Below are 22,207 nucleotides of genomic sequence, written 5' to 3' on the forward strand. Positions count from 1 at the left end.
TGGCCGGGCAGGGCAGCTGTAACAATCCTTCGTCCCCTTTGGGTTAGCGTGGGTGTCATGCTGACTGGATTCAAGAATTTCATCATGAAGGGCAACGTCGTTGACCTTGCCGTCGCCGTTGTGATCGGTACCGCGTTTGGTTCGGTGGTGACGGCGCTCGTGAACAAGGTGCTTATGCCGTTTGTCGCTGCTGTGGTGGGGTCGCCGAACTTTGACAGCTTTGCGAGGGTCGACCTGAACGGGAACGCCATCGAGTTCGGCGTCCTGCTCACCGCGATCGTCAATTTCCTGCTGATTTCGGCTGCCATCTACTTTGTGGTGGTGCTGCCGATGAATCTGATGATCGAGCGCCGGAACCGCCGGCTTGGCATCAACGAAGACGTGAAAGCAGAGTCTGCCGAGGACCCGCAGATCGCGCTGCTGACCGAGATCCGTGATGCCCTGAAGAGCCGAACTTCCTGACCCGCCCGGATATTGTGGCCCGCCTCCCAGGGGGAGGCGGGCCACATCTGTTTGTTGCCGGTTACTCGCTGACCAGTTCCAGGGCGAGTTCGGTGCGGACCACCTGCGCGAGGTGCTCTGCAATGGACTGGGCGGTTTCCTCGTCGCCTGCTTCCACCATGACGCGGACTACGGGTTCGGTGCCGGAGGGGCGGAGCAGGACACGGCCGGTTTCGCCGAGCGCTGCTTCCGCTGCAGCGACGGCCTGTGCGAGGACATCGCTGCTGCCGACCCGGCTGCGGTCCACGCCCCTGACGTTGATGAGCACCTGCGGGAGCTTGGTCATTACTGTGGCCAGTTCCTTGAGCGGCTTCTTGGTCAGCGCAACCTGGGCGGCGAGCTGCAGGCCCGTGAGGAGGCCGTCTCCGGTGGTGGCGTAATCGGAGAAGATGACGTGTCCGGACTGTTCGCCGCCGAGGTTGAACCCGCCCTCGCGCATGCCCTCGAGGACGTAGCGGTCTCCCACTGCTGTTTCGCGGATGCTGATGCCGGCTTCGCGCAGCGCGAGCTTCAAGCCGAGGTTGCTCATGACGGTGGCGACCAGGACGTCGTCCTTCAGCTTGCCGGACGCTTTGAGCGCGACCGCGAGGATGGCCATGATCTGGTCGCCGTCCACCTCGTTACCCTCGTGATCCACTGCGAGGCACCGGTCAGCGTCGCCGTCGTGGGCGATGCCGAGGTCGGCGCCGTACTTCACCACGGCTTCCTTGAGCGGGCCGAGATGGGTGGAGCCGACGCCGTCGTTGATGTTGAGTCCATCCGGTTCCGCACCGATAACGATGACATCCGCGCCGGCGTCCTTGAAGACCTGGGGCGAGCAGCCGCTGGCGGCGCCGTGCGCGCAGTCCAGGACCACAGTGAGCCCGTTCAGGTTGTGCGGCAGGGTGCTGAGGAGGTGGACGATGTAACGGTCCTCGGCGTCGGAGAAGCGCTGGATGCGTCCCACGTCGGCGCCGGTGGGGCGGACTGCCTCATTGCCCATCTGGGCCTCTATCGCGTCCTCCACGTCGTCGGGGAGTTTCTGGCCGCCGCGGGCAAAGAACTTGATCCCGTTGTCGGGCGCCGGGTTGTGGGAGGCGGAAATCATGACACCGAAATCCGCGTCAAGGTCTGCCACCAGGTAGGCTGCGGCGGGCGTGGGGAGGACGCCGGCGTCGTAGACATCGATCCCTGAACTGGACAGCCCGGCTTCCACAGCAGCGGCGATGAACTCGCCGCTGGCGCGGGGGTCGCGGGCCACCACGGCGCGGGGCCTCGAGCCGTTGGAGTTGCGGTCGTGGCCAAGCACGACGGCAGCCGCCTGGGCCAGCTGCATGGCCAGCTCTGCTGTCAGCAGGCCGTTGGCCAGCCCCCGGACACCATCAGTTCCAAATAATCTAGACACCGGTCAAGTCTAGAGGATGGGGCTGGCTGGGCTGCATCTGAGTAGCCAGTGCGTCCGGGCCGGATCTACTTGCCAGTACCTGCACTTAGCCAAGGGTAATTACTGGGACTACTTGGTTTTTTTCGGTGCTACCTGTCTTTGGCGAAAAGCCTCGCCACGCCTATTTCGCCACCCCTACGATCCATGCATGACACCTAGCTATGGGGGCTTGGCGCTCGAAATTGTAGTACCGGTCTATAACGAAGAAGCGGTACTCGAAAGCAGCATCACAAGGCTCGCCGAATATCTGACGCACGAAATGCCGTCGACGTGGAAAATTACCATCGCCGATAATGCAAGCACCGACCGTACTCCGGTGATTGCCGCTCGACTCAGCGAGCATATGCCAAACGTCAATTACCGCCGGCTCGAGGTTAAAGGCCGCGGACTCGCCCTGAGAGATGCGTGGGGTGCTTCGGAGGCAAAAGTCCTGGCTTACCTGGACGTTGATCTGTCCACGGATCTTGCTGCGCTGCCGCCATTGGTTGCCCCTTTGCTTTCCGGGCATTCCGACATTTCCATTGGCACCCGGCTAGGCCAGAACTCGCGGGTAAGCCGCGGTCCCAAGAGGGAGTTCATCTCCAGGTCCTACAATTTCCTGCTCCGCCGGACCATGCAGGTGCGTTTTTCTGACGCCCAGTGCGGGTTTAAGGCAATCCGTGCCGACGTTGCCAAACGGATTCTTCCGCACGTGGAAGACAACGGGTGGTTCTTTGATACGGAACTGCTGATTATCGCGGAACGATCAGGACTTCGTATCCACGAAATCCCGGTTGACTGGGTGGACGATCCGGACAGCCGGGTGGACATCAAGCAGACCGCGCTCGATGACCTGCGGGGTATGGTCCGCGTAGCCGGCTCCTTGGTCAGGGGTGTGATTCCCGTGCAGGCAATCTACGCTGAGCTGGGGCGGCGCCCAATTGTGCCGGTGGGCCGGCCGAGCTTCTTTGGTCAAGTGCTGCGCTTCGGCGTCGTGGGAGTAGCGTCGACGCTCGCTTTCGCCCTGCTGTATCTCATCCTGCAGGGCCCGTTCGGTGCCCAGGAAGCGAACTTCCTGGCACTTCTGCTAACGGCTGTCGGTAATACCGCCGCCAATCGGCGCTTTACATTCGGCATTAGTGGTCCGGAGAAGTTGTTCACTCAGCAGTTACAAGGCCTTATCGTCTTCCTGCTGGCTTGGAGCATCACCTCCTCCTCGCTGTTGGTCCTGCACGCGGCTCAGCCCGACGCCGCGCCAAACCTCGAACTGCTCGCCCTGACGGCGGCAAACATCCTTGCCACACTGATGCGGTTCGTACTCCTGCGGCTGTGGGTGTTCCGGGTGCGGCAAAGTAGCAAACAGACGACGCTTGGGACATTGCTTCAAGCCAGGGAAGCTGTCCGGTGAAAGTTGCAGAACTCCACCCGGTTAACACATCTTTAGTCGACGGCCCGAATTCCACCCCACGCTGGCATTCTTTCGCCCTACTGGTTCTGCTTTTGTCTTCCGCCGTTTTCTACATCTGGGGTATTGACCGGAATGGGTGGGGAAACGCCTACTACTCAGCAGCAGTGCAAGCGGGCCAGTACGACCTGAGAGCCCTGTTTTTCGCGTCAGCCGATTGGGGTAACTCGATAACGGTTGATAAGCCTCCTCTCAGTCTGTGGCTTATGGGCTTGTCCGTTCACATGTTCGGCCTCAGCTCTTGGTCGATAATGCTGCCGCAGGCAGCGATGACAGTCCTGAGCACTTTTCTTGTATATCGGTTGACGAAGCGCTGTTTCTCGTTTTCCTCGGCTCTGTTTGCTGCAGCGGCGTTTGCATGCACGCCCATCACCGTCTTACTAGCGCGCTACAACAACCCGGATCCCCTGATGGTCCTTCTCATGGTGGCAGCCCTCTACGCAGGCGTCCGTGCCACCGAGTCCGGGCGTTATAGGTTTCTTTACCTAACCGCCCTACTGCTTTCGCTGGGTTTTCTGACTAAACAGCTTCAGGCGTTCCTGGTTTTGCCGGCGATAGTTCTTACTTTTGTGTTGTTCTCCCCACTCACGTGGCGCAGGAGACTGGCCGCAATCATCAGCGCAGGTGCCTTGTTGGTCCTCGGTTCCTTGCTGTGGCCGGTTTTCGTCGATTCGACACCTGCCGAGACCCGCCCCTACGTTGGAGGATCGCAAACCAACAGCATGCTCGAACTAACTTTGGGTTATAACGGTCTCGATCGAGTACTGCACCAGGAAGAGGCGCCATCCACGACCCTTATCCCAGAGCAATTTCGGAGTGTCGCTTCGGACGCGGGACTATTCCGTCTGTTCAACGCCAACTACGGACAAGAAATAGGCTGGCTTCTACTGCCTGGTATAGCTGCCTGCTTGGTAATACTGCTTAGGCTCTTGCGCCGTGGCTACAACCGAAAACAAGCCCTGCTCGCTTGCGCATCAGTGGTATGGATGATGACGACTTACCTGGTTCTCAGCTTCATGGGAAACAATTTTCACTCCTATTACACCGCGGCTCTCGCAGTTCCCATGGCCCTGTGTTTGGGTCTGGGTTTGGAATCACTAACCAGGAGCAGGACATCAACCGCAGGCCGATTTTGCGTGGCGGCCATTTTGGTTGCCAGCCTCGTGTTCTCGCGAGCTATGTGGCAGCTGAGCGATGCATTTCCGGAGTGGCTTGGCACGGTGGCATTTCTGCTGGGCCTTTGCACGGCGGCAGCACTTTCGGTTCCAGCCCCTAGAGCTTGGATTCCCCGTACGGCAACGTGGCTCGCGGCAGTTATCCTTCTGATCGGGCCCGTCTACTGCTCGGCGCTGACGCTGGCCTCCCCACAAAGCGGTTCTAACCCGTTATCGGGAGGCGTAACGAAAAATCCCAACACCCTTAGTCGTTTCCTGGCAGATGTAAAACGGGGCGATCCCGCATGGGCTGCTGGTATCGCACTCGGATCCGCACCTACCCCTCGACTAGCAAATTTTCTTCACAACGCCCCGGCCGACTGCACCTGGGGTGCCGCAACCTATCCAGGTCAGACAGCCGCGCGCTACCAACTAGCAATAGAACGCCCCGTAATGGCTATTGGTGGTTTCGCCGCGACTGATCCAAGTCCAACCCTTCAGCAGTTTAAGGATTGGGTTTCGTCACGGGACGTATGTTATCTCGTCGAACAACCAAGCCAACTCGAAGTGCCGGGCAATAGCCCAGAGCTCATTGCAATTCAGGAATGGGTTACCAATACCTACGAATCGGAGGAGATCGATGGGATCACTGTCTACGACCTCGCTTCCTGAACCCACGACAGCGCAACAGCAGAATAAGGACGGAAGGTGGAGTCGGCATCTGCCCACACTGGTACTGGCCGTCATAGCGGGTGTCGTCTACTTCTGGGACCTCACCATAAACGGTTGGGGCAACCCGTACTACGCCGCTGCAGCACAAGCAGGGTCCCAGGACTGGATCGCCCTATTCTATGGATCAGCCGACGCGGGAAACGGCCTCACAGTCGACAAACCGCCATTCCACTTGTGGCTCATGGCTTTGTCCGTACACGCCTTCGGCCTCAGTTCGGCCTCTGTGCTGGTACCGCAAGCCGTAATGGGTGTAGCAACAGTGCTGCTAGTACATGCCACAGCACTGGCGTGGACTGGGCAACGGCAGGCCTTTATGGCTGGGCTCTTCGTCGTATTGACTCCGGTGACATCGATTGTTTTTCGCTTCAACAACCCGGATGCCTTATTGCTCCTGCTGTGGGCGTTGACCGCCTACTTCTCAGTAAGAGCTGTAAAACGCAACCAGGTGCGAGATATCTATCTGGCCGCTTTTATTTTGGGCTTGGCTTTCTTATGCAAACAGTTCCAAAGTTGGATCATTGTACCGGCCCTCGGAATCTCCTTCCTTACGTTCGGCTTCGGGACTCTTTGGTCGCGGGTTCGGCAGCTCGTACTGGCTGGACTGGCGATGATCGCCCCTGCTTCGCTATGGATAGCCATCGTTGAACTGACGCCCGCCTCCGGCCGTCCCTGGATCGGCGGATCGACGGCAAACAGTTTTCTCGAACTCACATTCGGTTACAACGGTTTCGGGCGTCTTACCGGGCAGACCGATCTTGGCGCCGTGAACCCAAAGGACTTCGAGGGTGTTGTGGGCCAAGACGCCAGCCTTATACGGCTTCTCACTATCAACTACGCCCCCGAGGTCGCTTGGTTTCTACCATTGGCGATTGTCGCGAGTCTGTCTATAACAACCACACTCTGCCGCCGCCGGTACAGCCGGCAGGACTCGTATGCAGCTAGCTTTATCCTCATCTGGTTCCTCACAACGTTTTCGGTGTTGAGCTTCATGACCGGAGACATTCACCCTTACTACACAGCGATGGTTGCCATACCCATGGCGTTTCTGTCGGCGCATGCCTGTGAACAGCTGTGGGTGAATCGAATGAAGGCCGGATACGCACGTGGAGCAGCGTTCATCACCCTTTTCTGTGTTTTGCTAGCCTCCGGCATGCTCACATGGTTTGACGGTTGGAACCCCTGGGCAGCAACCACCATCAAACTGGCTGCCCTCGCTTCGGCATGTATCTTATTTCTTCCACGACCAGGCAAACGGCCTCATACAACTCAGCTCGCAGTTTTCGTAGCAGCCGCATCGGTGCTGCTAATCCCAACACTTTTTATCGTCGAGTCAATAACAACGCCACAACAGGGTTCGTTTCCAATCTCCGGGCCGGTTCCAACTGCTGAGAGCTGGCACAAACGTGATGCCGAACAACTCCGGCTGGGCGAGAAAACTAAGTACGCACTGGCGCGAGGAGAGCCTGTCATCCCGGAAATTGCAGCATATATCGAGGATGTAAGTGAGGGAACCCGCTGGGCGGCAGCCACGACGGGCAGCGAGAACGCTGCCCTATACCAACTGTGGACCAAACGTCCCGTCATGTCGATTGGCGGCTTTTCAGCCTTGGACTCGTTTCCGACTCTTGCAGCGTTTCGGGATCTCGTAAAGGACGAAAACATCCGTTATTACGTACACCAACCAGGCATTCTCCACTGGTCCGCAAGTAGCAACACGCTCTCGGTCGTCGCTTGGATCGAAAGCAACTTCGAGTATCAAGAATTTGACGGTGTACGTCTGTACGATTTGGCCCGGCCCATTCAATGAATACTTAAAGCAGAAGCCCGCCCCGCCGAACGGCGGGACGGGCTTCTGTGAAAGCGGTTTTAGCGCTTGGAGTACTGCTGGGCCTTGCGGGCCTTCTTGAGACCGGCCTTCTTACGCTCGATAACACGGGCGTCGCGGGACAGGTATCCAGCCTTCTTCAGGGTGGCGCGGTTGTTCTCGACGTCAATCTCGTTCAACGAACGGGCGATGCCGAGACGCAGCGCACCGGCCTGGCCGGAAATGCCGCCGCCGTGGATGCGGGCGATGACGTCGTAGGCGCCTTCGAGATCGAGGATCTTGAAGGGCTCGTTGACGTCCTGCTGGTGCAGCTTGTTCGGGAAGTAGTTGTCCAGCGCGCGGCCGTTGATGGTCCACTTACCGGTGCCTGGCACAACGCGGACGCGTGCAACGGCTTCCTTACGGCGGCCAACAGCTGCGCCGGCAACGGTCAGGGCCGGGCGCTCCTTCTTCGGCGCAGCTTCGGCAGCTGAGCTTTCAGAGGTGTAGCTGGTCAGGGTTTCCTCGGCCTCAACGGCTTCGGTGGTCTCTTCGTTCTGAGCCACGATTCTCCTTGTATAGATAAGTTGCTTGGTGGCCAGGACTACTGGGCGACCTGGGTGATTTCGAAAGTCTTGGGCTGCTGCGCGGCGTGCGGGTGCTCAGCACCGCGGTACACCTTCAGCTTGCCCAGCTGCTGGGCAGCGAGTGAGTTCTTGGGGAGCATGCCCTTAATGGCCTTCTCAACGGCGCGGACCGGGTTGGATTCCAGCAGTTCCGCGTAGTTGACGGAGGTCAGGCCGCCCGGGTAACCGGAGTGGCGGTAGGCCCGCTTCTGCTCCAGTTTGGCGCCGGTCAGGGCTACCTTTTCAGCGTTGATGATGATGACGAAGTCGCCCATGTCCATGTGGGATGCATAGGTGGCCTTGTGCTTGCCGCGCAGCAGGATTGCGGTCTGGCTTGCAAGACGGCCAAGGACAACGTCGGTGGCGTCAATGACGTGCCACTGGCGGTTGATATCGCCGGGCTTCGGGGTGTACGTACGCACGGTGTTTGCCTCGTTCTTGTTCTGGCGTTCTTGTTTAGGTGTCACTAGCTCGTGCACCTACTATCTGCGCGCTACCGGAACAGAGGTGAGGGCTCTATGTAACCAGTCATCCTGAGGTTCCGAATGTGCCCGTTGAGTAGTCATCCTGCAACCGGATCCTCAAGCGGGCACGCACCATCGGAATAGGACACGCACAACGACTACCAAGATTAGCGCGTCAAGGGGTTCAGGGTCAAAATGGGGTAGCCGGAGCCGCCTCAGCGTCTTCGGCCTAATGGACGCAAGGGGTCGCGGTGTTTGCTACGGGTAGTGAGAGTTCTGCAGGCTGGCTAGTCGTCGTCGGCGCGGCACTCGTGGGCTGCATCCTCTCCCCCGCTTCCGAGGTCCTCATCGCACACTGCCTGCCCCGGCTTGGGCGGCTTCCATCCCTTTCCGTACGCATCACGACGGCGGCGCTAGCCGGCCTCGCATGCGCCGCTTTTGCTATCCGATTTGGATTTGGCTTTACTCTGCCGGCTTTTCTTTTCTTGGCTGTTCTCGGAGTGCAGCTCGCGCGGATCGACGTGGCTCTGCATCTCCTGCCCAACCCGCTCGTACTAATACTGTTCGCCGGCGGCTTTCTTTTTCTTTTAGTGCCTGGACTCTTCGATCAACAGGCTGATGGACTACTCCGCGGGATATTGGGAGCTGCTGTGTTGTTTGCCGGCTACCTTATTTTGGGACTGATTTCGCCAGGAGGGATCGGAATGGGTGATGTGAAGCTCGCAGCCCCCATCGGCCTTTACCTTGGGTACTTAGGTTGGGGCCAACTGCTCTACGGCGGACTCCTGGGCTTCATCCTGAACGGCCTGGCCGCGGTGGTCATCATCAGCCGAAAAGGCCCAAGAAAAGCGACAGAAGTGGCCCACGGGCCTTCTATGTTCGGCGCGACTGCCGCCGCCATCTTAATTGTCATGTAGCCCAATCGGAGGCAATTTTCAGCGGCTTCCCCCGCTCAAGCGCACCGCCGAATCAAGTAGTCACATGCGTACTCGCTTCGTTTCTTGAGTACCACTCCCATCTTTCGAGTACGTAGTTCTCGGGCTGCGAAAAAAAGTCGAGTACCACTACGCATTGTTGCCCCATTACCCCCAATGACAATCTCTTCTTAGCGAAGTCCAGCCGCTAAGGAACTATGGGGGCAGCTGGAAATTCGTTGAAATCAAATCAACCCTATTTCACCGAATTAAGGAATCTACAATGACTTCTCTCATGGTCTCAATGACTGCTTTTATCGCCGGCATCAAGGCACGCTTCGAGTCAGAAAAGGGCGCAACCGCTACGGAGTACTCCCTCCTGGTCGGACTCATTGCCCTCGTCATCGTGGCTGGCGTGACCCTCTTCGGCGGCAACCTCAATACCTTCTTCAACGGCCTGGCTGGCAAAGTCGGCGCCTGGTAACCGCACCCACACAAGAAAAGAAGGCCAACTAATGATGCACATAACGGAGTACCTCCAACGAATGACCATGGCTCTCCGGGCGGTGTTCGCTGGTGAGAAGGGTGCCACGGCAACCGAGTACTCGCTGCTGGTGGGTCTCATTGCTCTGGTGATCGTTGCGGGAGTCACGCTCTTCGGAGGGAACTTGAACACCTTCTTCGACAGCCTCGCCGGCAAAGTCGGCGCCTGGTAGCCAATTTGACCGGTGTGCCGCGCTTCGAGCGCGGCACACCGCACCTATTTCCATGCTGCAACCGTCCAGGGGGACATGTGAAACGCAGTCACAAAAACGGGGAGCCCAAGGATCGGGGCGCAGTTGCCGTCGAGTTCGCCCTTGTCGCGCCTTTCTTGGTGGCGTTGATTATCGGAATTGTCGAATTCTCCAACGCTTACAACATCCAAGTGTCTGTTACACAGGCCTCCCGCGAAGCAGCACGGACAATGGCAGTAACTAAAGACGCGACCAAGGCGACTGCCGCCGGCAAGGCCGGCGCACCGTCCATCAACTCGGCACTGCTGTCATTTGATTATTCGGCAGCAACGTGCCCTGCCTCAACACCTTCAGCAACTGCCCTGGTAACGGCCACTTATAGCGGTCCGTCCCTCACGGGCTTCTTCGGGTCCAGTCTTTCACTTACCGGCAAGGGGGCAATGCAATGCGGCGGCTAATTAGGAAGGTTCGAGCCCAATCCTCAGGTGAACGAGGGGCTGCGGGCGTAACCGTCGCGGTAATGATGCTGGTACTGATCGGGGCTGGTGCCATGGCCGTTGATGTGGGCCAGATCTATTCCGAACGAGCTCAACTCCAAAACGGGGCTGACGCCGGGGCCCTCGCTGTGGCGCTGAGTTGCAAGCAAGGCGCATGCAACTCCGCTTTGGCGGATGGCCTGGCCAACTCGAATTCGAACGACTCTGCGAGCACGGCAACGGTGGACCTTACAGTTCCGGGCCAAGTGACCGTTACCACGTCCACGAAGAACGGCTCATCCAGCTTCCTGACGAATCTGTTTGCCAATGCCATAAATGCGGGCCCAGTAACGGTCGGTGCGCAGGCCACCGCCGGGGCCGGCCTACCCGGAAGCGGGTCTGGATTCCCGCTGGCCCTGTCGGACAATTGCTTCAACCTGAGCTCAGGAAGCCAGACTGCCGAAGTGCAGAAGATGTCCTACAAGCCAGGAGGGACCTGTACTGGCCCGTCCGGGACACAGATAGCTGGCGGATGGGGCTGGCTGGACGAAGATTCGCCGTGCAACGCGGTCACCCACGTCGGCACGAATGATATGGGGTCAGACCCGGGTAACAACCCTCCCAGTGGCTGCGCCACAGTTCTTGGGACCTGGAAAACCACGCTGCTGGCCGGTGGAGAGGTTAAGGTGCCTTTCCCCGTTTTCGATGTGGCTAGTGGCACCGGGCAGAACGGCTCGTTCAGCATCATTGGCTACGCCACCTTCAAAATCTGGGGCTGGAAGTTCGGCAACAACGGAGTCTACGAGTTCCGCAACACCAGCACCGACCCCGGCATGACCAGCGCCCTTGCCTGCACCGGCGGCAATGACCGCTGCGTCATTGGTCAGTTCGTCAAGTTCACGTCCATCGGCTCCGGCAGCGTTGTTCCCGGTGGCGCAGATCTTGGCACTTCGGAAATCCGACTCATCAAGTAGTTCCACCTAAGGGGAAGAAATGAAAGCACGCCTACTGGGAGGCATAGCCGCATTGGTGGTAGCGATATTTGGCACCGTCCTCCTATTCAATTACGTGCAAGGCGCCGACCGCCGCGCCCTTGCCAACACGGAGACGGAAGACGTCCTTGTGGTGAAGCAGGAGGTGGCTGCCGGTACGCCGGCCAGCCAACTCAGCCAATACCTCGTTACCAAGACGGTGCCCCGGAGCGCAGTAGCCGAGGGCGTAGTCGACGACCTCGAGGCTCTTGGCACGAAGGTTACTTCGGTTGCTCTCGAACCGGGGGAACAACTCCTAAGTAGCCGGATGGTCGATGCCAATGCCTTCCTGGGGCCAGCGAGGGTGGAGGTTCCAGATGGTTTGCAAGAGATCACGGTTCGGCTCAGCATCGATCGTGTTGTGGGTGGCCGAATTCAGGCCGGCGACACTGTGGGCGTTTTCATCTCCCTCGGTGACGCTGCGGCAACTGACCAGGCTGAAGGCGGAAACGCAACGCAGCTGACCTTCCACAAGGTCCTTGTCACTGCGGTCCAATTCAGCTCGGGCCAGGCAGCACAAACCCAGGCCCAGGCAACGCAGGCAAGCTCCCAAGGAGCCCTAAACACGGATAACAAGGACCAACAAACCTCAAGCGATTCCTACCTGATCACGTTCGCCAGGAACGCCGTTGATGCTGAAAAGCTGGTGTTCGCCGCTGAATTTGGAAAGATCTACCTTTCCAAGGAGCCGGCCGACGCTACCGAGGGCACCAGCGGAGTGGTCAACCAGACAAAGGTATTCCGATGAGCCGCTTCATATTGATTTCCCCTTCAGTGGACTATGAACGCAAAGTTCGAGCTTCCGTGGCACCTCTTAGCGGGTCGCTCCAGTTCTTCCAGGCAGCCTACTTGCCTGACAGTCCGGATGACATCCTTCGCCAGCAAGTTGGCGAGCCACCCGAGGTCCTGATCCTCGGTCCCGGCCTTCCCCAGGACGAGTCGCTCAAATTCGCGGCAGTTATGGACCTTCAGTACCCGGAAATCAGCATAGTTCTGGCCGCCGATGACGATGGGGAACTGGCCCTGAACGCAATGCGATCAGGCATCAGGGATCTCATTCCTCCAACCGCCGAAATGGACCAGGTACGGGCTTTAGTTGAACGGGCCAGTCTCGCCTCGGCCGGCAGGCGGCGGGGCCTCGCTCCAGGCACAGCCGAACGTCCTACAGCTGAAGGCGGTCGGGTTGTTGCTGTCATGTCCCCTAAAGGGGGAGTTGGTAAGACAACCGTAGCCACCAACCTTGCAATCGGATTGGGCCAGATCGCTCCCATGAGCGTCGTAGTAGTGGACCTCGATCTACAGTTCGGCGACATAGCCAGTGGGTTGATGCTCGAGCCAGAGTTCACAATAACGGACGCCGTGGTCGGAGCGGCCAGCCAAGACTCCATGGTTCTCAAGACTTACCTGACGATGCACCCCGGAAACATCTACGTCCTGTGCGCTCCCCGCAACCCTATCGACATGGACAAGATCACTGGTGAACACATCAGCCATCTGCTGCGCCAACTGCGGGCCGAGTTCCAGTACGTCGTGGTTGATACTGCCCCCGGGCTTGGCGAGCATGTGCTCGCCACCCTGGAGCAGGCAACCGACGCCGTCTGGGTTTGCGGTATGGATGTCCCCAGCATCCGCGGGCTGCGAACAGGATTCCAGATTCTGTCGGAGCTCGATCTGCTCCCTGACAACAGGCACGTCGTCCTCAACATGGCCGACCGCAGGACGGGTCTGACGGTCCAGGACGTGGAGGCCACCATCGGGGCTCCCGTGGACGTTGTCCTGACGCGGTCCCGTGCCGTCCCATTCTCTACGAACAAGGGGGTCCCCCTCCTTCAGGATGGAAGCCGCGACTCAGTGGCAAAAGGCCTCCGTCAATTGGTTGAACGATTCAAGCCGAATTGGGAAGCCCCCCGCAAGAAGCTCCACAGAAGGGCGGTAGTGCAGTGACTCTCTCACACCGGTTTGCCAGGTTACGGGGCGAGGAAGGCCCCGGGTCCGAGCCATCCGCCATCCCGGCAGCGCCGCCCCTTCCCTCCACGTTGAGCGCCATCCAACAAGCCCAGGCGGCCGAGCACGCCAACACCACCGTTCCAGAGCAGGTTTCAACAGGCCACGCAAGTGAAGCTCTTGCAGGACTCAAAGAGCGGGCCAGCCAAGCACTCTACGAACGCCTGGGCTCCCGTATCACTGACTCCTCCTTGGAAGAGTCAGAACTTCACCAGTTCGTGAAGGACGAACTGAAAGCGGTCGTCGATGAGGAACAGGTTCCCTTGTCTCAAGGGGAGCGACAGCGCCTCACGCGGGAGATCATCGATGACGTGCTGGGCCACGGCCCGATGCAGCGCTACCTGGATGATCCCTCGGTCACTGAAATCATGGTGAACCGTGCCGACCAAATCTATGTGGAGAGAAATGGCCACCTGTTCCTTACCGACACAAAGTTCAGCGGTGAGGAAGCACTGCGGCGGGTTATCGAAAGGATCGTGTCCCGCATAGGGCGCCGCATTGACGAGTCCTCACCGCTGGTGGATGCGCGCCTCCCCGATGGCTCGCGCGTCAACGCGATCATTCCGCCTCTGGCAGTCAATGGAGCCTCGCTGACAATCCGTAAGTTCGGGCGTGAAGCACTTACCGTACAAAAACTTATAAGTTTCGGAAGCTTGTCTCCTGAAATGGCAGAACTCCTCCAGGCTTGTGTGCACGCGCGCATGAACATCATCGTCTCCGGCGGTACGGGAACCGGAAAGACGACCATGTTGAATGTTTTGTCATCCTTCATTCCGGCTACCGACCGCATCGTCACCATTGAGGACGCGGTGGAACTTCAGCTTCAGCAGGACCACGTAGTCCGGTTGGAGAGCCGGCCCGCAAATATCGAGGGCAAGGGTGAGGTCTCGATCCGCGACCTCGTTAGGAACTCACTTCGCATGCGGCCCGACCGAATTGTGGTTGGTGAAGTCCGTGGCGGCGAGTCGCTGGACATGCTCCAAGCCATGAACACCGGTCACGACGGCTCCATCTCAACGGTGCACGCCAATTCCCCGCGCGACGCAGTCGCCCGCCTGGAGACCCTGGTTCTCATGGCAGGAATGGACCTGCCGTTGAGAGCGATCCGGGAACAGATTGCATCCGCTGTGAATTTGATCGTTCACATTTCCCGTCTTCGGGACGGAACGAGACGGGTGACCCACATAACTGAGGTGCAAGGCATGGAAGGAGACATCGTCACCCTCCAGGACGCCTTCGTCTTCGACTACTCGGCAGGCATTGATGCGAACGGCCGTTTCCTGGGCAACCCTGTGCCCACGGGTGTGCGGCCCCGGTTCACGGACCGATTCGAAGAACTTGGAATTCGAATCTCTCCCTCTGTCTTCGGCGCGCAAGCCATCAGGGGCCGGTGATGGAGACGGCCGAAGCCCCGGTCATGATGATGGTCGCGGGCGTGGCACTTATATTCGCCGCGATCGTTGTCCTGTTCGTTGTCGTCCTGAAACCTCGGCATACCATTCCGCTTTCGCGGCGACGGCCAGACGTAGCTTCAGCAACGTCCAGACTGACCATACTGACCGATACCGCGGTAGGCGCGATTGACAAGCAGCTGAGGGGCAAGAAGGACTTCCTGGTGAGCCGGGAGAAACTCGAACGGGCAGGACTCAAGACCCAGCCAGCAAATTTCCTGCTCATGATGGGCGCGGGTGCGCTCACGGGGAGCGTCCTCGGATTCCTCCTTGGCGGTCTGTTCTTCGCAGTCCTGATGATTGCCCTGGTTCCGGCAGGCATGCTCGCTTACCTTTCGGTCCTGACGTCCAGGCGCAAGAGCAAGTTCGACGAGCAATTGCCGGATACGCTCCAGATGCTCACCGGAAGTATGCGTGCTGGCCACTCCCTCCTCCGGGCCGTGGACGCCTCCGCCCGGGAATCGGAAGCGCCGATGTCCGAGGAACTGAGCAGGATCGTCAACGAAACCAGGATCGGGCGAGACCTCGGAGAATCAATGATCGACGTTTCCGCCCGCACGGGCAGTGAAGACTTCGCTTGGATCGCTCAGGCAATTGAGATCCACCGGGAAGTCGGCGGAGACCTTGCCGAGGTGCTCGATCACGTCGGTGAGACAATCCGTGACCGAAACCAGATTCGGCGGCAAGTCAAAGCCCTGAGTGCCGAAGGCAAAATGTCGGCAGCGGTTCTCATGGGACTGCCCATAGTCCTGTTCTTTGCGTTGATTTTCATCAATAAGCAATACGCGGAGACCTTCACGAGCACCGTTCCCGGCTACCTGATGCTGGGCGTGGCCGCCGTGATGCTCACAGCCGGTGGATTCTGGCTCAGCCGTCTGATCAAGCCGAAGTACTAGGAGGGTTGAAATGTCACCAGTAGCACTTGGGGCAATCCTGGCCATTGTTCTTCCAATTACATACTTGGTGTGGTCCGTTGCTGCCACTGACAGGGTTGCTTTGCGGAACATTCAGGCAAACCTCGGGCAGCGGGCGAGAAGTGTTGCGCCCCAGAACTTCTCGGCCGAATTAAGCACCCTTGCACGCAAGATCGCACCCGTGGGATACGTCGCTTGGCTCGATAAGCAGCTCGCCGCCGTCGGGCGACCCAAGGAGTGGCCGCTTGAGCGTCTCCTGATCGTGAAGGCACTGCTGGCACTTGCTCTTGGAATGCTGGGGTTGGTCAACTTCCTCGCTTCGCCTGCACCGGCCCGCTTCGCAATTCTATTCGCCGCGCTCGTCTTCGGGTACTTCGCGCCGGACCTGCTGGTACGCACCAACGCCGAGAAGCGGAGGGCCAAGATCCGTCAGGAGCTACCGAACACTTTGGATCAAATGTTGATTTCCGTCCAGGCGGGCCTTGGTTTCGAAGCGGCGATGGCCCGCACCGCCGAGAACGGCGGCGGACCTCTGGCAGACGAGATGACGCGAACTTTGCAGGACATGCAAGTAGGACGCTCCCGCAAAGAGGCTTACCTGGACATGTCCGACAGGGTAGACGTTGCCGACCTGCGTTCCTTCATCCGAGCGATCGTCCAGGCGGACGCTTACGGTATCGCCATCGCAAAGGTGCTGAAGATCCAGGCACATGAAATGAGGCTTAAGCGCCGCCAGCGCGCCGAAGAACACGCCATGAAGATTCCGGTCAAGATCCTCTTCCCGCTGATCTTCTTCATCTTTCCGACCCTGTTCATCATCCTGCTGGGGCCGGCCGTCATGAACATCGTCGCCGCCTTCTCGTAGGAGGAATGATGAAGTATCTGCACCGTATGTTGCTACCTACAAGAGCCCTTTTGGGTCGCATCCGCTGTGAACAGCAGGGCGCAACGGCAACGGAGTACAGCATTCTTGCCGGATTCATTGCTCTCGTAATTGTGGCAGGCGTCGGGTTATTCGGCGTTGCATTGAACTCCTTCTTCGGATTCCTCACCACCGGGGTCAAAACGGCGCTAGGCATCCCCTAGCCCTCCATAACCCCAGACGCGCCATCCGGCGCCCCATAGACCGGACCCCCTCGGCACCCAGAACCGAGGGGGTCCGTTTGTGTGCGTGCATCACGGGGAAATCCCAGTCTTAGCGCAGCAAAAACCAAGCGAAAGCGCAGGAAAAGTACATGGCCGAGAGCCTTTGCGCAGGATGCTCCAAGATCCGGCTTCGGCTCCAATTTCCGTTGCTAACTTCGTTTTAGTGCTGGTGCAGGGCCAGCCATCCGTCTCGCACAGGAGTCTCAAATGCTTTCTCTCTACACCAACCTCATGATCCGCCTCCGCAGCGAAGAGAAGGGCGCAACCGCCGTTGAATACGGCATCATGGTCGCACTCATCGCCGTCGTCATCATCGTTGCCGTCAGCACGCTCGGCGGCCAGCTCGGCACGCTCTTTACGGGAGTCTCCACCGACATCGCCAACCCGACCACCACCGCCATCCCCACTCCGTAGCCCTCAAAGTCCGGTTCCGGCCCCCATATCGGAACCGCACCGCCTCGAGCAGCAGGGGCAAAAAACGAGACATTGAAGAGGAGGTGCAGCAGGTGTCACACGAATCGGAGCGCGGCGCAGCCGCCGTCGAGTTCGCGATCCTGTTGCCCCTCCTCTTGATGCTCGTTCTGGGAACCATCGAATTCGGGCGCGCCTACAACGCCCAGATCACCCTCACCAACGCAGCACGCGACGGTGTCCGGGTCATGGCAATCGCCAACGATCCCACCGGCGCCAGAACCGCGGCAAAGAATGCAGCCGCCTCAGTAAGTGCCAGTATCCCCACCTCGGACATCACCCTCAGCACCAACGCATGCAGCACCGGCGCCCAAGTCACGCTCACCATCACGTACAACCTGTCCACCATCACCGGAATCGCGGGACCTTTCCCGATGACCGGCAAGGGGGTCATGCTGTGCGGCGGCTGACCGATGACCAGGCAACGAATGAACGCGGCGCCGTCAGCGTCATCGTCGCCATCCTCCTGGTGACCCTCCTCGGCTTCGTCGCGATCGCCGTCGACGTCGGAGTCATTTATTCAGAACGCGCCCAGCTGCAAAACGGCGCGGATGCCTCCGCCGTAGCGCTCGCACAAAAGTGCGCTAAAGACACAACCGACCCGGTGTGTTCGGAGACGTCGAGCCTCGCCACGAGCCTCGCCAACCAGAACGCCCTGGACGGCATGAGCAAGGTGTACAGCATCGAGCTCGACAAGACGGCGCGCAAGGTCAGTGTCACCACGTCCGCAAAGGAAGCCGGTGGAACAGACAACTCTGTCTCCCTCTTCTTTGCTGACGTCCTCGGCATTCCCACCAAGGAAGTCGGGACACGGGCCTCAGCCGAGTGGGGCAGCCCCAAGGCAGGACGTACCGCGTTCCCCCTGGCCTTCTCCATCTGCCAGGTCAAGGACCGTGTGGACGGCTCGCTCCAACTGCTTCAGGACCACGGCAACAACGCCAACCCGGACTGCAACTATGGCCCGTCAGGCGCCGCAGTGGCGGGAGGATTCGGCTGGCTTGCCCCGGACCCAGGAAAATGCGGCGGCAGCATCGACCTCGCCACCAGCGAGGGCGGAAGTGACACTGGCAACAACGCGCCAGGCCACTGTTCCGCCGAGCTCAGCAAATGGGCCAGCGAGATCACGGCAGGACGGAAGGTCGTCGTCCTCCTGCCGGTCTTCAACAAGGTCACCGGCACCGGCGCGGGTGCCGTCTACAGCCTGATTTCCTTCGCAGCATTCGAAGTGACCGGTTGGAAGTTCAGCGGCAACAGCGGACTCCCTTACGAGTTCCGCAGCGAAAAATCGACGACGACGGGCGTCACCACGGCCACGGAATGCAAAGGAAACTGCCGCGGCATTATCGGCAGTTTCATCAAATACGTCTCCCTGGCCGATGGCTACACCCTCGGCCCGGTTACCGAGTACGGGGCGACGATCGCGCGCCCCACCCTCTAATAACCACCACCCCCTTATCCAGGAGATCAAAGTGAAGTCTCGCCTCCTCGCCGGAACGGCTGCGGTCGCCTTGGCGATTGTGGGAGCCCTCCTCATCGTCTTCTACGCCCAGGGCGCAGACCAGCGGGCGCTGGCATCGACAAAACCCGTTGACGTCCTGGTGGTAAAGACTTCCATTCCCGCAGGAACCCCGGTCAACGACATGACAGCCTCGCTGGTCATCGAGAAGGTACCGGCAGCGGGGGTCTCAGACACCGCACTCAGCACCCTGGACAACAAAGCCGGCACCGTCAGCGCCGTGGACCTCGTCCCCGGCGAACAGCTCCTCGCCGAGCGTCTCGTCGCCCCGGAAGACGTCAAAGCCCAGGGCGCCGTCGAGGTCCCCGCAGGCCTGCAGGAAGTCTCCTTCGAGGTGGAACCCAAGCGTGTAGTGGGCGGCCGCATCGACGTCGGCGACCACGTAGGCATCTTCCTCACCTTCGAGAACGGCGCCTACAAGGCGAAAACCGATGACCCCACCACCCAGCTGGCGGTGCGCAAGGTTCTGGTCACCGCCGTCCAGCGCGCACCCCAGGCTGCAGGCCCCGAAAAGCCGGCAGACGGTTCGGACCCCCAAGACACCACCCTTCCCGAGGGATCGCTCATGCTCACCGTCGCCGTGAACGATATCGACGCCGGCAAGATCGTTTTCGCCTCCGAGTTCGGCAAACTCTGGCTCACCAAGGAGCCCCTCGACGCCCAGGACAACGGACCCCGCGTGGAGCGAAAGGAAGTGGTGTACAAGTGAGCCGCTTCGTCCTCCTCTCCCCCAACGGCGAGTTTGACCAGAAGCTGCGCGCCGCCGTCGCCCATGGCCTCCGCGGTACCGTGCAGACCATCGCCTCGGACATCCTTCCCACAGGCCCCGCGGAACTGTTCTCGCTCCTTAACCAGGAGCAGCCCGAGGTCCTGATCATCGGACCGGACGTTCCCTACGAGGAAGCGCTCCGGTTCGCGAAGGTCTTCGACGTCCAGGTCCCTGGCCTCAGCCTGGTCCTGGTCAGCGACGCTGACCCGTCCTTCCTGCTGCACGCCATGCGGGCCGGCATCCGGGACATCGTCAGCCCGCAGGCCGACGCCGCGGAAATCCGCGTGCTGCTGGAACGCGCCTGCCAGTCCTTCGCCGCCCGGCACCGCAACCACGAGGCGCCGCCGGCGGAAAACGGCGGCAAGGGCCTGGTGATCGGCGTCTTCTCGCCCAAGGGCGGCGTCGGCAAGACCACCCTTGCCACCAACATCGCCATCGGACTGGGGCAGGTCGCGCCCATGAGCGTGGTGATCGTTGACCTGGACCTGCAGTTCGGCGATGTCGCCTCCGGCCTCTACCTCAACCCGGAGCATACCGTCACGGATGCCGTCACCCCGGCAGCCGCGCAGGATTCACTGGTCCTCAAGGCCTTTCTCACCGTCCACCCGGCGGGCATCTACGCGCTCTGCGCCCCGCCAAATCCGGTGGACGCGGACCACATCACGCCGGACCAGATCACCCGCCTGCTGGAACAGCTGGCCCAGGAGTTCCAGTACGTGGTCCTGGACACCGCCCCCGGCATGCCGGAAATCGGCCTGGCCGCCATGGAGCAGTGCACCGACGTGGTGTGGGTCAGCGCCATGGACATACCCAGCCTCCGCGGCCTGCGCTCCGGCCTGGAAGTCCTCCGCCAGCTTGAGATCATGCCCGAGTCCCGGCACGTGGTCCTGAACATGGCCGACGCCAAAGCCGGCCTCAGCGTCCAGGACGTGGAATCCACCATCGGCGCGCCCGTGGACGTAAGCGTCCCCCGCTCCCGCGCCGTGGCCCTGTCCACCAACCGCGGCATCCCCGTCCTGCAGGAATCCAAGAAGGACCCCGCCGTGAAAAGCCTCCGCCAGCTGGTGGAGCGCTTCAACCCGGCGTGGCGTACCCAGACCCAGCGGAAGCTTCACCGAAGGGTGGTCATCTGATGAAACTCTCCGAACGGATCAACGCTGTCCAGGACCGCAACCAGGCGTCCGGTACGGCCACAGCCGTCCTTGAGCGGCCCGCCGCCGCTTCGCCGGCCCCCGCTCCCGGCCCGGCAGCTGAGGGGCACCTTCCCGTGCGCCCCGCCGTCGTCACGCCAACGCACGACGCCGGCACGCAGCAGGTGCCAGCGGTACCCAAGGTGGACGTCTTCGCAGCCATGAAGCTTCGGGCGGCCAACGCCCTTTTCGAACGGATGGGCGCCCGGTTCAACGACGCCGCCGTGACCGAGCAGGAGCTCCGAAGCACCGCCAAGGAAGAGCTGTCCCGCATCATCGACGCCGAGCAGGTTCCGCTCTCGTCGGAAGAACGCACCCGGCTGGTCCGCGATGTTGCCGACGACGTCCTGGGTTACGGCCCCCTCCAGCGGCTGCTGGATGATCCGGCTGTCACCGAAATCATGGTCAACCGGATGGACCAGATTTATGTGGAGCGCAAGGGCAAGCTGACCCTCACCGAATCCCGGTTCAGCTCCGAGGAACACCTGCGCAAGGTCATCGAGCGGATCGTGTCCAGGGTGGGCCGGCGTATCGACGAATCCTCACCGCTGGTGGACGCCCGCCTCGAGGACGGCTCCCGTGTTAACGCCGTCATCCCGCCGCTGGCCGTGGGCGGCTCCTCACTCACCATCCGTAAGTTCAGCAAGGTCCCGCTGACTGTCCGCAACCTGATTGACTTCGGCACCCTGACCCCGGAGATGGCCGAACTCCTGAACGCCTGCGTCAAGGCCAAGCTGAACATCATCGTTTCCGGCGGCACCGGCACCGGCAAGACCACCCTCCTCAACGTCCTTTCCTCCTTCCTTCCCGCAGACGAACGCATCGTCACCATCGAGGACGCCGTGGAACTGCAGATCCAGCAGCAGCACGTGGTCCGGCTCGAAAGCCGCCCGCCGAACACGGAAGGCAAGGGTGAGGTGACCATCCGCGAATTGCTCCGGAACTCACTGCGTATGCGGCCCGACCGGATTGTTGTAGGCGAGGTCCGCGGTGGCGAGTCCCTCGACATGCTCCAGGCCATGAACACCGGCCACGACGGGTCCCTCTCCACCGTGCACTCCAACTCCCCGCGCGACGCCGTGGCAAGGCTTGAAACCCTGGTGCTGATGGCCGGCATGGACCTGCCGCTGCGCGCCATCCGGGAACAGATCGCCTCCGCGGTCAACCTCATCGTGCAGATCTCCCGGCTCCGGGACGGATCCCGGCGCATCACGCACGTTACCGAGGTCCAGGGCATGGAAGGAGACATTGTCACCCTCCAGGACGCGTTCGTCTTCGACTACTCCGCCGGCGTCGACGCGCACGGGCGGTTCATGGGCAAGCCCGTGGCCACCGGCATCCGCCCGCGGTTCATCGACCGGTTCGAGGACCTGGGCATCCATGTCTCCCCCGCAGTGTTCGCCGGACCGCAGTCCCCCGTCCCACCCACCGGAAGATAGGGCG

At 60.5% G+C, this 22,207-nt stretch carries 24 protein-coding genes and 1 pseudogene; 22 read left to right on the forward strand and 3 right to left on the reverse strand.

All coding sequences use genetic code 11. From position 1 onward, the window contains the following. The first annotated feature begins 57 nt into the window (after positions 1 to 57). The gene (gene mscL, locus AC5RUU_RS01050) at positions 58 to 462 is read left to right on the forward strand and encodes a large conductance mechanosensitive channel protein MscL (protein ID WP_493973377.1); all 405 of its coding nucleotides are present in this window, start codon (positions 58 to 60) and stop codon (positions 460 to 462) included. A 61-nt stretch (positions 463 to 523) separates the two neighbouring features. Here the strand turns inward: mscL and glmM are convergent, their stop codons facing one another. After that, the gene (gene glmM, locus AC5RUU_RS01055; protein ID WP_493973378.1) at positions 524 to 1,885 is read right to left on the reverse strand and encodes a phosphoglucosamine mutase; all 1,362 of its coding nucleotides are present in this window, start codon (positions 1,883 to 1,885) and stop codon (positions 524 to 526) included. A gap of 187 nt (positions 1,886 to 2,072) precedes the next feature. On the opposite strand from glmM, the gene AC5RUU_RS01060 reads away from it, so the two are divergent. The 3 genes from AC5RUU_RS01060 to AC5RUU_RS01070 are packed head-to-tail and all read left to right on the forward strand — an operon-like array spanning position 2,073 to position 7,061. Next, entirely contained in the window at positions 2,073 to 3,311 is a 1,239-nt protein-coding gene (locus tag AC5RUU_RS01060; protein WP_493973379.1) for a bifunctional glycosyltransferase family 2/GtrA family protein, read from the forward strand. After that, entirely contained in the window at positions 3,308 to 5,194 is a 1,887-nt protein-coding gene (locus AC5RUU_RS01065) for an ArnT family glycosyltransferase (protein ID WP_493973380.1), read from the forward strand. Before AC5RUU_RS01060 ends, AC5RUU_RS01065 begins: the two co-directional genes overlap by 4 nt. Beyond that, positions 5,163 to 7,061 (forward strand): glycosyltransferase family 39 protein, encoded by a 1,899-nt coding sequence (locus AC5RUU_RS01070; protein ID WP_493973381.1) that lies wholly within the window; start codon positions 5,163 to 5,165, stop codon positions 7,059 to 7,061. Before AC5RUU_RS01065 ends, AC5RUU_RS01070 begins: the two co-directional genes overlap by 32 nt. Before the next feature lie 59 nt (positions 7,062 to 7,120). On the opposite strand, the gene rpsI is transcribed toward AC5RUU_RS01070, so the two are convergent. Both rpsI and rplM read right to left on the reverse strand, forming a co-directional pair. Continuing rightward, complete coding sequence (rpsI, locus tag AC5RUU_RS01075; RefSeq protein WP_013601788.1) at positions 7,121 to 7,624, reverse strand: 30S ribosomal protein S9; 504 nt, start codon at positions 7,622 to 7,624, stop codon at positions 7,121 to 7,123. 38 nt (positions 7,625 to 7,662) lie between these two features. Further along, positions 7,663 to 8,106: a 50S ribosomal protein L13 gene (gene rplM, locus AC5RUU_RS01080; RefSeq protein WP_009358699.1), complete on the reverse strand. Its 444-nt coding sequence runs from the start codon at positions 8,104 to 8,106 to the stop codon at positions 7,663 to 7,665. 293 nt (positions 8,107 to 8,399) lie between these two features. On the opposite strand from rplM, the gene AC5RUU_RS01085 reads away from it, so the two are divergent. From AC5RUU_RS01085 to AC5RUU_RS01170, 18 genes and pseudogenes are all read left to right on the forward strand, one after another. Continuing rightward, entirely contained in the window at positions 8,400 to 9,065 is a 666-nt protein-coding gene (locus AC5RUU_RS01085) for a prepilin peptidase (protein WP_493973382.1), read from the forward strand. 280 nt (positions 9,066 to 9,345) lie between these two features. After that, positions 9,346 to 9,546 (forward strand): Flp family type IVb pilin, encoded by a 201-nt coding sequence (locus tag AC5RUU_RS01090; RefSeq protein WP_493973383.1) that lies wholly within the window; start codon positions 9,346 to 9,348, stop codon positions 9,544 to 9,546. Between the two features lie 31 nt (positions 9,547 to 9,577). Continuing rightward, positions 9,578 to 9,778 (forward strand): Flp family type IVb pilin, encoded by a 201-nt coding sequence (locus AC5RUU_RS01095; protein ID WP_493973384.1) that lies wholly within the window; start codon positions 9,578 to 9,580, stop codon positions 9,776 to 9,778. 77 nt (positions 9,779 to 9,855) lie between these two features. Further along, on the forward strand, positions 9,856 to 10,254 hold the full coding sequence (locus AC5RUU_RS01100; protein WP_493973385.1) for a TadE/TadG family type IV pilus assembly protein: 399 nt from the start codon (positions 9,856 to 9,858) through the stop codon (positions 10,252 to 10,254). Further along, positions 10,242 to 10,415: pseudogene (locus tag AC5RUU_RS01105) on the forward strand (pilus assembly protein TadG-related protein); the annotation flags it as partial. The gene AC5RUU_RS01100 and the pseudogene AC5RUU_RS01105, both read left to right, overlap by 13 nt. A gap of 543 nt (positions 10,416 to 10,958) precedes the next feature. Next, positions 10,959 to 11,246 (forward strand): hypothetical protein, encoded by a 288-nt coding sequence (locus AC5RUU_RS01110; protein WP_493973689.1) that lies wholly within the window; start codon positions 10,959 to 10,961, stop codon positions 11,244 to 11,246. A 19-nt stretch (positions 11,247 to 11,265) separates the two neighbouring features. After that, positions 11,266 to 12,051: a Flp pilus assembly protein CpaB gene (gene cpaB, locus AC5RUU_RS01115; protein ID WP_493973386.1), complete on the forward strand. Its 786-nt coding sequence runs from the start codon at positions 11,266 to 11,268 to the stop codon at positions 12,049 to 12,051. Further along, positions 12,048 to 13,247, forward strand: a complete 1,200-nt coding sequence (locus tag AC5RUU_RS01120) for a CpaE/TadZ family protein (RefSeq protein WP_493973387.1) — start codon at positions 12,048 to 12,050, stop codon at positions 13,245 to 13,247. Before cpaB (AC5RUU_RS01115) ends, AC5RUU_RS01120 begins: the two co-directional genes overlap by 4 nt. After that, entirely contained in the window at positions 13,244 to 14,701 is a 1,458-nt protein-coding gene (locus AC5RUU_RS01125) for a TadA family conjugal transfer-associated ATPase (protein ID WP_493973388.1), read from the forward strand. The genes AC5RUU_RS01120 and AC5RUU_RS01125 overlap by 4 nt, the downstream gene beginning before the upstream one ends. Then, positions 14,701 to 15,654, forward strand: coding sequence for a type II secretion system F family protein (locus tag AC5RUU_RS01130; RefSeq protein WP_493973389.1), 954 nt, complete (start codon positions 14,701 to 14,703; stop codon positions 15,652 to 15,654). Before AC5RUU_RS01125 ends, AC5RUU_RS01130 begins: the two co-directional genes overlap by 1 nt. 10 nt (positions 15,655 to 15,664) lie before the next feature. Next, on the forward strand, positions 15,665 to 16,537 hold the full coding sequence (locus AC5RUU_RS01135; RefSeq protein WP_493973390.1) for a type II secretion system F family protein: 873 nt from the start codon (positions 15,665 to 15,667) through the stop codon (positions 16,535 to 16,537). A 5-nt stretch (positions 16,538 to 16,542) separates the two neighbouring features. Continuing rightward, positions 16,543 to 16,758, forward strand: coding sequence for a Flp family type IVb pilin (locus AC5RUU_RS01140; protein ID WP_493973391.1), 216 nt, complete (start codon positions 16,543 to 16,545; stop codon positions 16,756 to 16,758). Positions 16,759 to 17,025: 267 nt separating this feature from the next. Next, entirely contained in the window at positions 17,026 to 17,232 is a 207-nt protein-coding gene (locus AC5RUU_RS01145) for a Flp family type IVb pilin (RefSeq protein WP_493973392.1), read from the forward strand. 92 nt (positions 17,233 to 17,324) lie between these two features. Continuing rightward, positions 17,325 to 17,699: a TadE/TadG family type IV pilus assembly protein gene (locus AC5RUU_RS01150; RefSeq protein ID WP_493973393.1), complete on the forward strand. Its 375-nt coding sequence runs from the start codon at positions 17,325 to 17,327 to the stop codon at positions 17,697 to 17,699. Continuing rightward, positions 17,687 to 18,727: a pilus assembly protein TadG-related protein gene (locus tag AC5RUU_RS01155; protein ID WP_493973394.1), complete on the forward strand. Its 1,041-nt coding sequence runs from the start codon at positions 17,687 to 17,689 to the stop codon at positions 18,725 to 18,727. Before AC5RUU_RS01150 ends, AC5RUU_RS01155 begins: the two co-directional genes overlap by 13 nt. Positions 18,728 to 18,758: 31 nt before the next feature. Beyond that, on the forward strand, positions 18,759 to 19,514 hold the full coding sequence (gene cpaB, locus AC5RUU_RS01160) for a Flp pilus assembly protein CpaB (protein WP_493973395.1): 756 nt from the start codon (positions 18,759 to 18,761) through the stop codon (positions 19,512 to 19,514). Then, on the forward strand, positions 19,511 to 20,707 hold the full coding sequence (locus tag AC5RUU_RS01165; RefSeq protein WP_493973396.1) for a CpaE/TadZ family protein: 1,197 nt from the start codon (positions 19,511 to 19,513) through the stop codon (positions 20,705 to 20,707). The genes cpaB (AC5RUU_RS01160) and AC5RUU_RS01165 overlap by 4 nt, the downstream gene beginning before the upstream one ends. After that, entirely contained in the window at positions 20,707 to 22,203 is a 1,497-nt protein-coding gene (locus AC5RUU_RS01170; RefSeq protein ID WP_493973397.1) for a TadA family conjugal transfer-associated ATPase, read from the forward strand. Before AC5RUU_RS01165 ends, AC5RUU_RS01170 begins: the two co-directional genes overlap by 1 nt. Positions 22,204 to 22,207: the final 4 nt, after the last annotated feature.

The sequence above is a fragment of the Arthrobacter sp. K4-10C genome (genome assembly GCF_059090085.1).

Excerpts from the sequence above, each read along its gene's own strand:
- mscL (WP_493973377.1), top strand. The coding sequence starts at position 58 with ATGCTGACTGGATTCAAGAATTTCATCATGAAGGGCAACGTCGTTGAC.
- AC5RUU_RS01060 (WP_493973379.1), top strand. The coding sequence starts at position 2,073 with ATGACACCTAGCTATGGGGGCTTGGCGCTCGAAATTGTAGTACCGGTC.
- AC5RUU_RS01070 (WP_493973381.1), top strand. The coding sequence starts at position 5,163 with ATGGGATCACTGTCTACGACCTCGCTTCCTGAACCCACGACAGCGCAA.
- AC5RUU_RS01090 (WP_493973383.1), top strand. The coding sequence starts at position 9,346 with ATGACTTCTCTCATGGTCTCAATGACTGCTTTTATCGCCGGCATCAAG.
- AC5RUU_RS01095 (WP_493973384.1), top strand. The coding sequence starts at position 9,578 with ATGATGCACATAACGGAGTACCTCCAACGAATGACCATGGCTCTCCGG.
- cpaB (WP_493973386.1), top strand. The coding sequence starts at position 11,266 with ATGAAAGCACGCCTACTGGGAGGCATAGCCGCATTGGTGGTAGCGATA.
- AC5RUU_RS01120 (WP_493973387.1), top strand. The coding sequence starts at position 12,048 with ATGAGCCGCTTCATATTGATTTCCCCTTCAGTGGACTATGAACGCAAA.
- AC5RUU_RS01130 (WP_493973389.1), top strand. The coding sequence starts at position 14,701 with ATGGAGACGGCCGAAGCCCCGGTCATGATGATGGTCGCGGGCGTGGCA.
- AC5RUU_RS01135 (WP_493973390.1), top strand. The coding sequence starts at position 15,665 with ATGTCACCAGTAGCACTTGGGGCAATCCTGGCCATTGTTCTTCCAATT.
- AC5RUU_RS01140 (WP_493973391.1), top strand. The coding sequence starts at position 16,543 with ATGATGAAGTATCTGCACCGTATGTTGCTACCTACAAGAGCCCTTTTG.
- AC5RUU_RS01145 (WP_493973392.1), top strand. The coding sequence starts at position 17,026 with ATGCTTTCTCTCTACACCAACCTCATGATCCGCCTCCGCAGCGAAGAG.
- AC5RUU_RS01170 (WP_493973397.1), top strand. The coding sequence starts at position 20,707 with ATGAAACTCTCCGAACGGATCAACGCTGTCCAGGACCGCAACCAGGCG.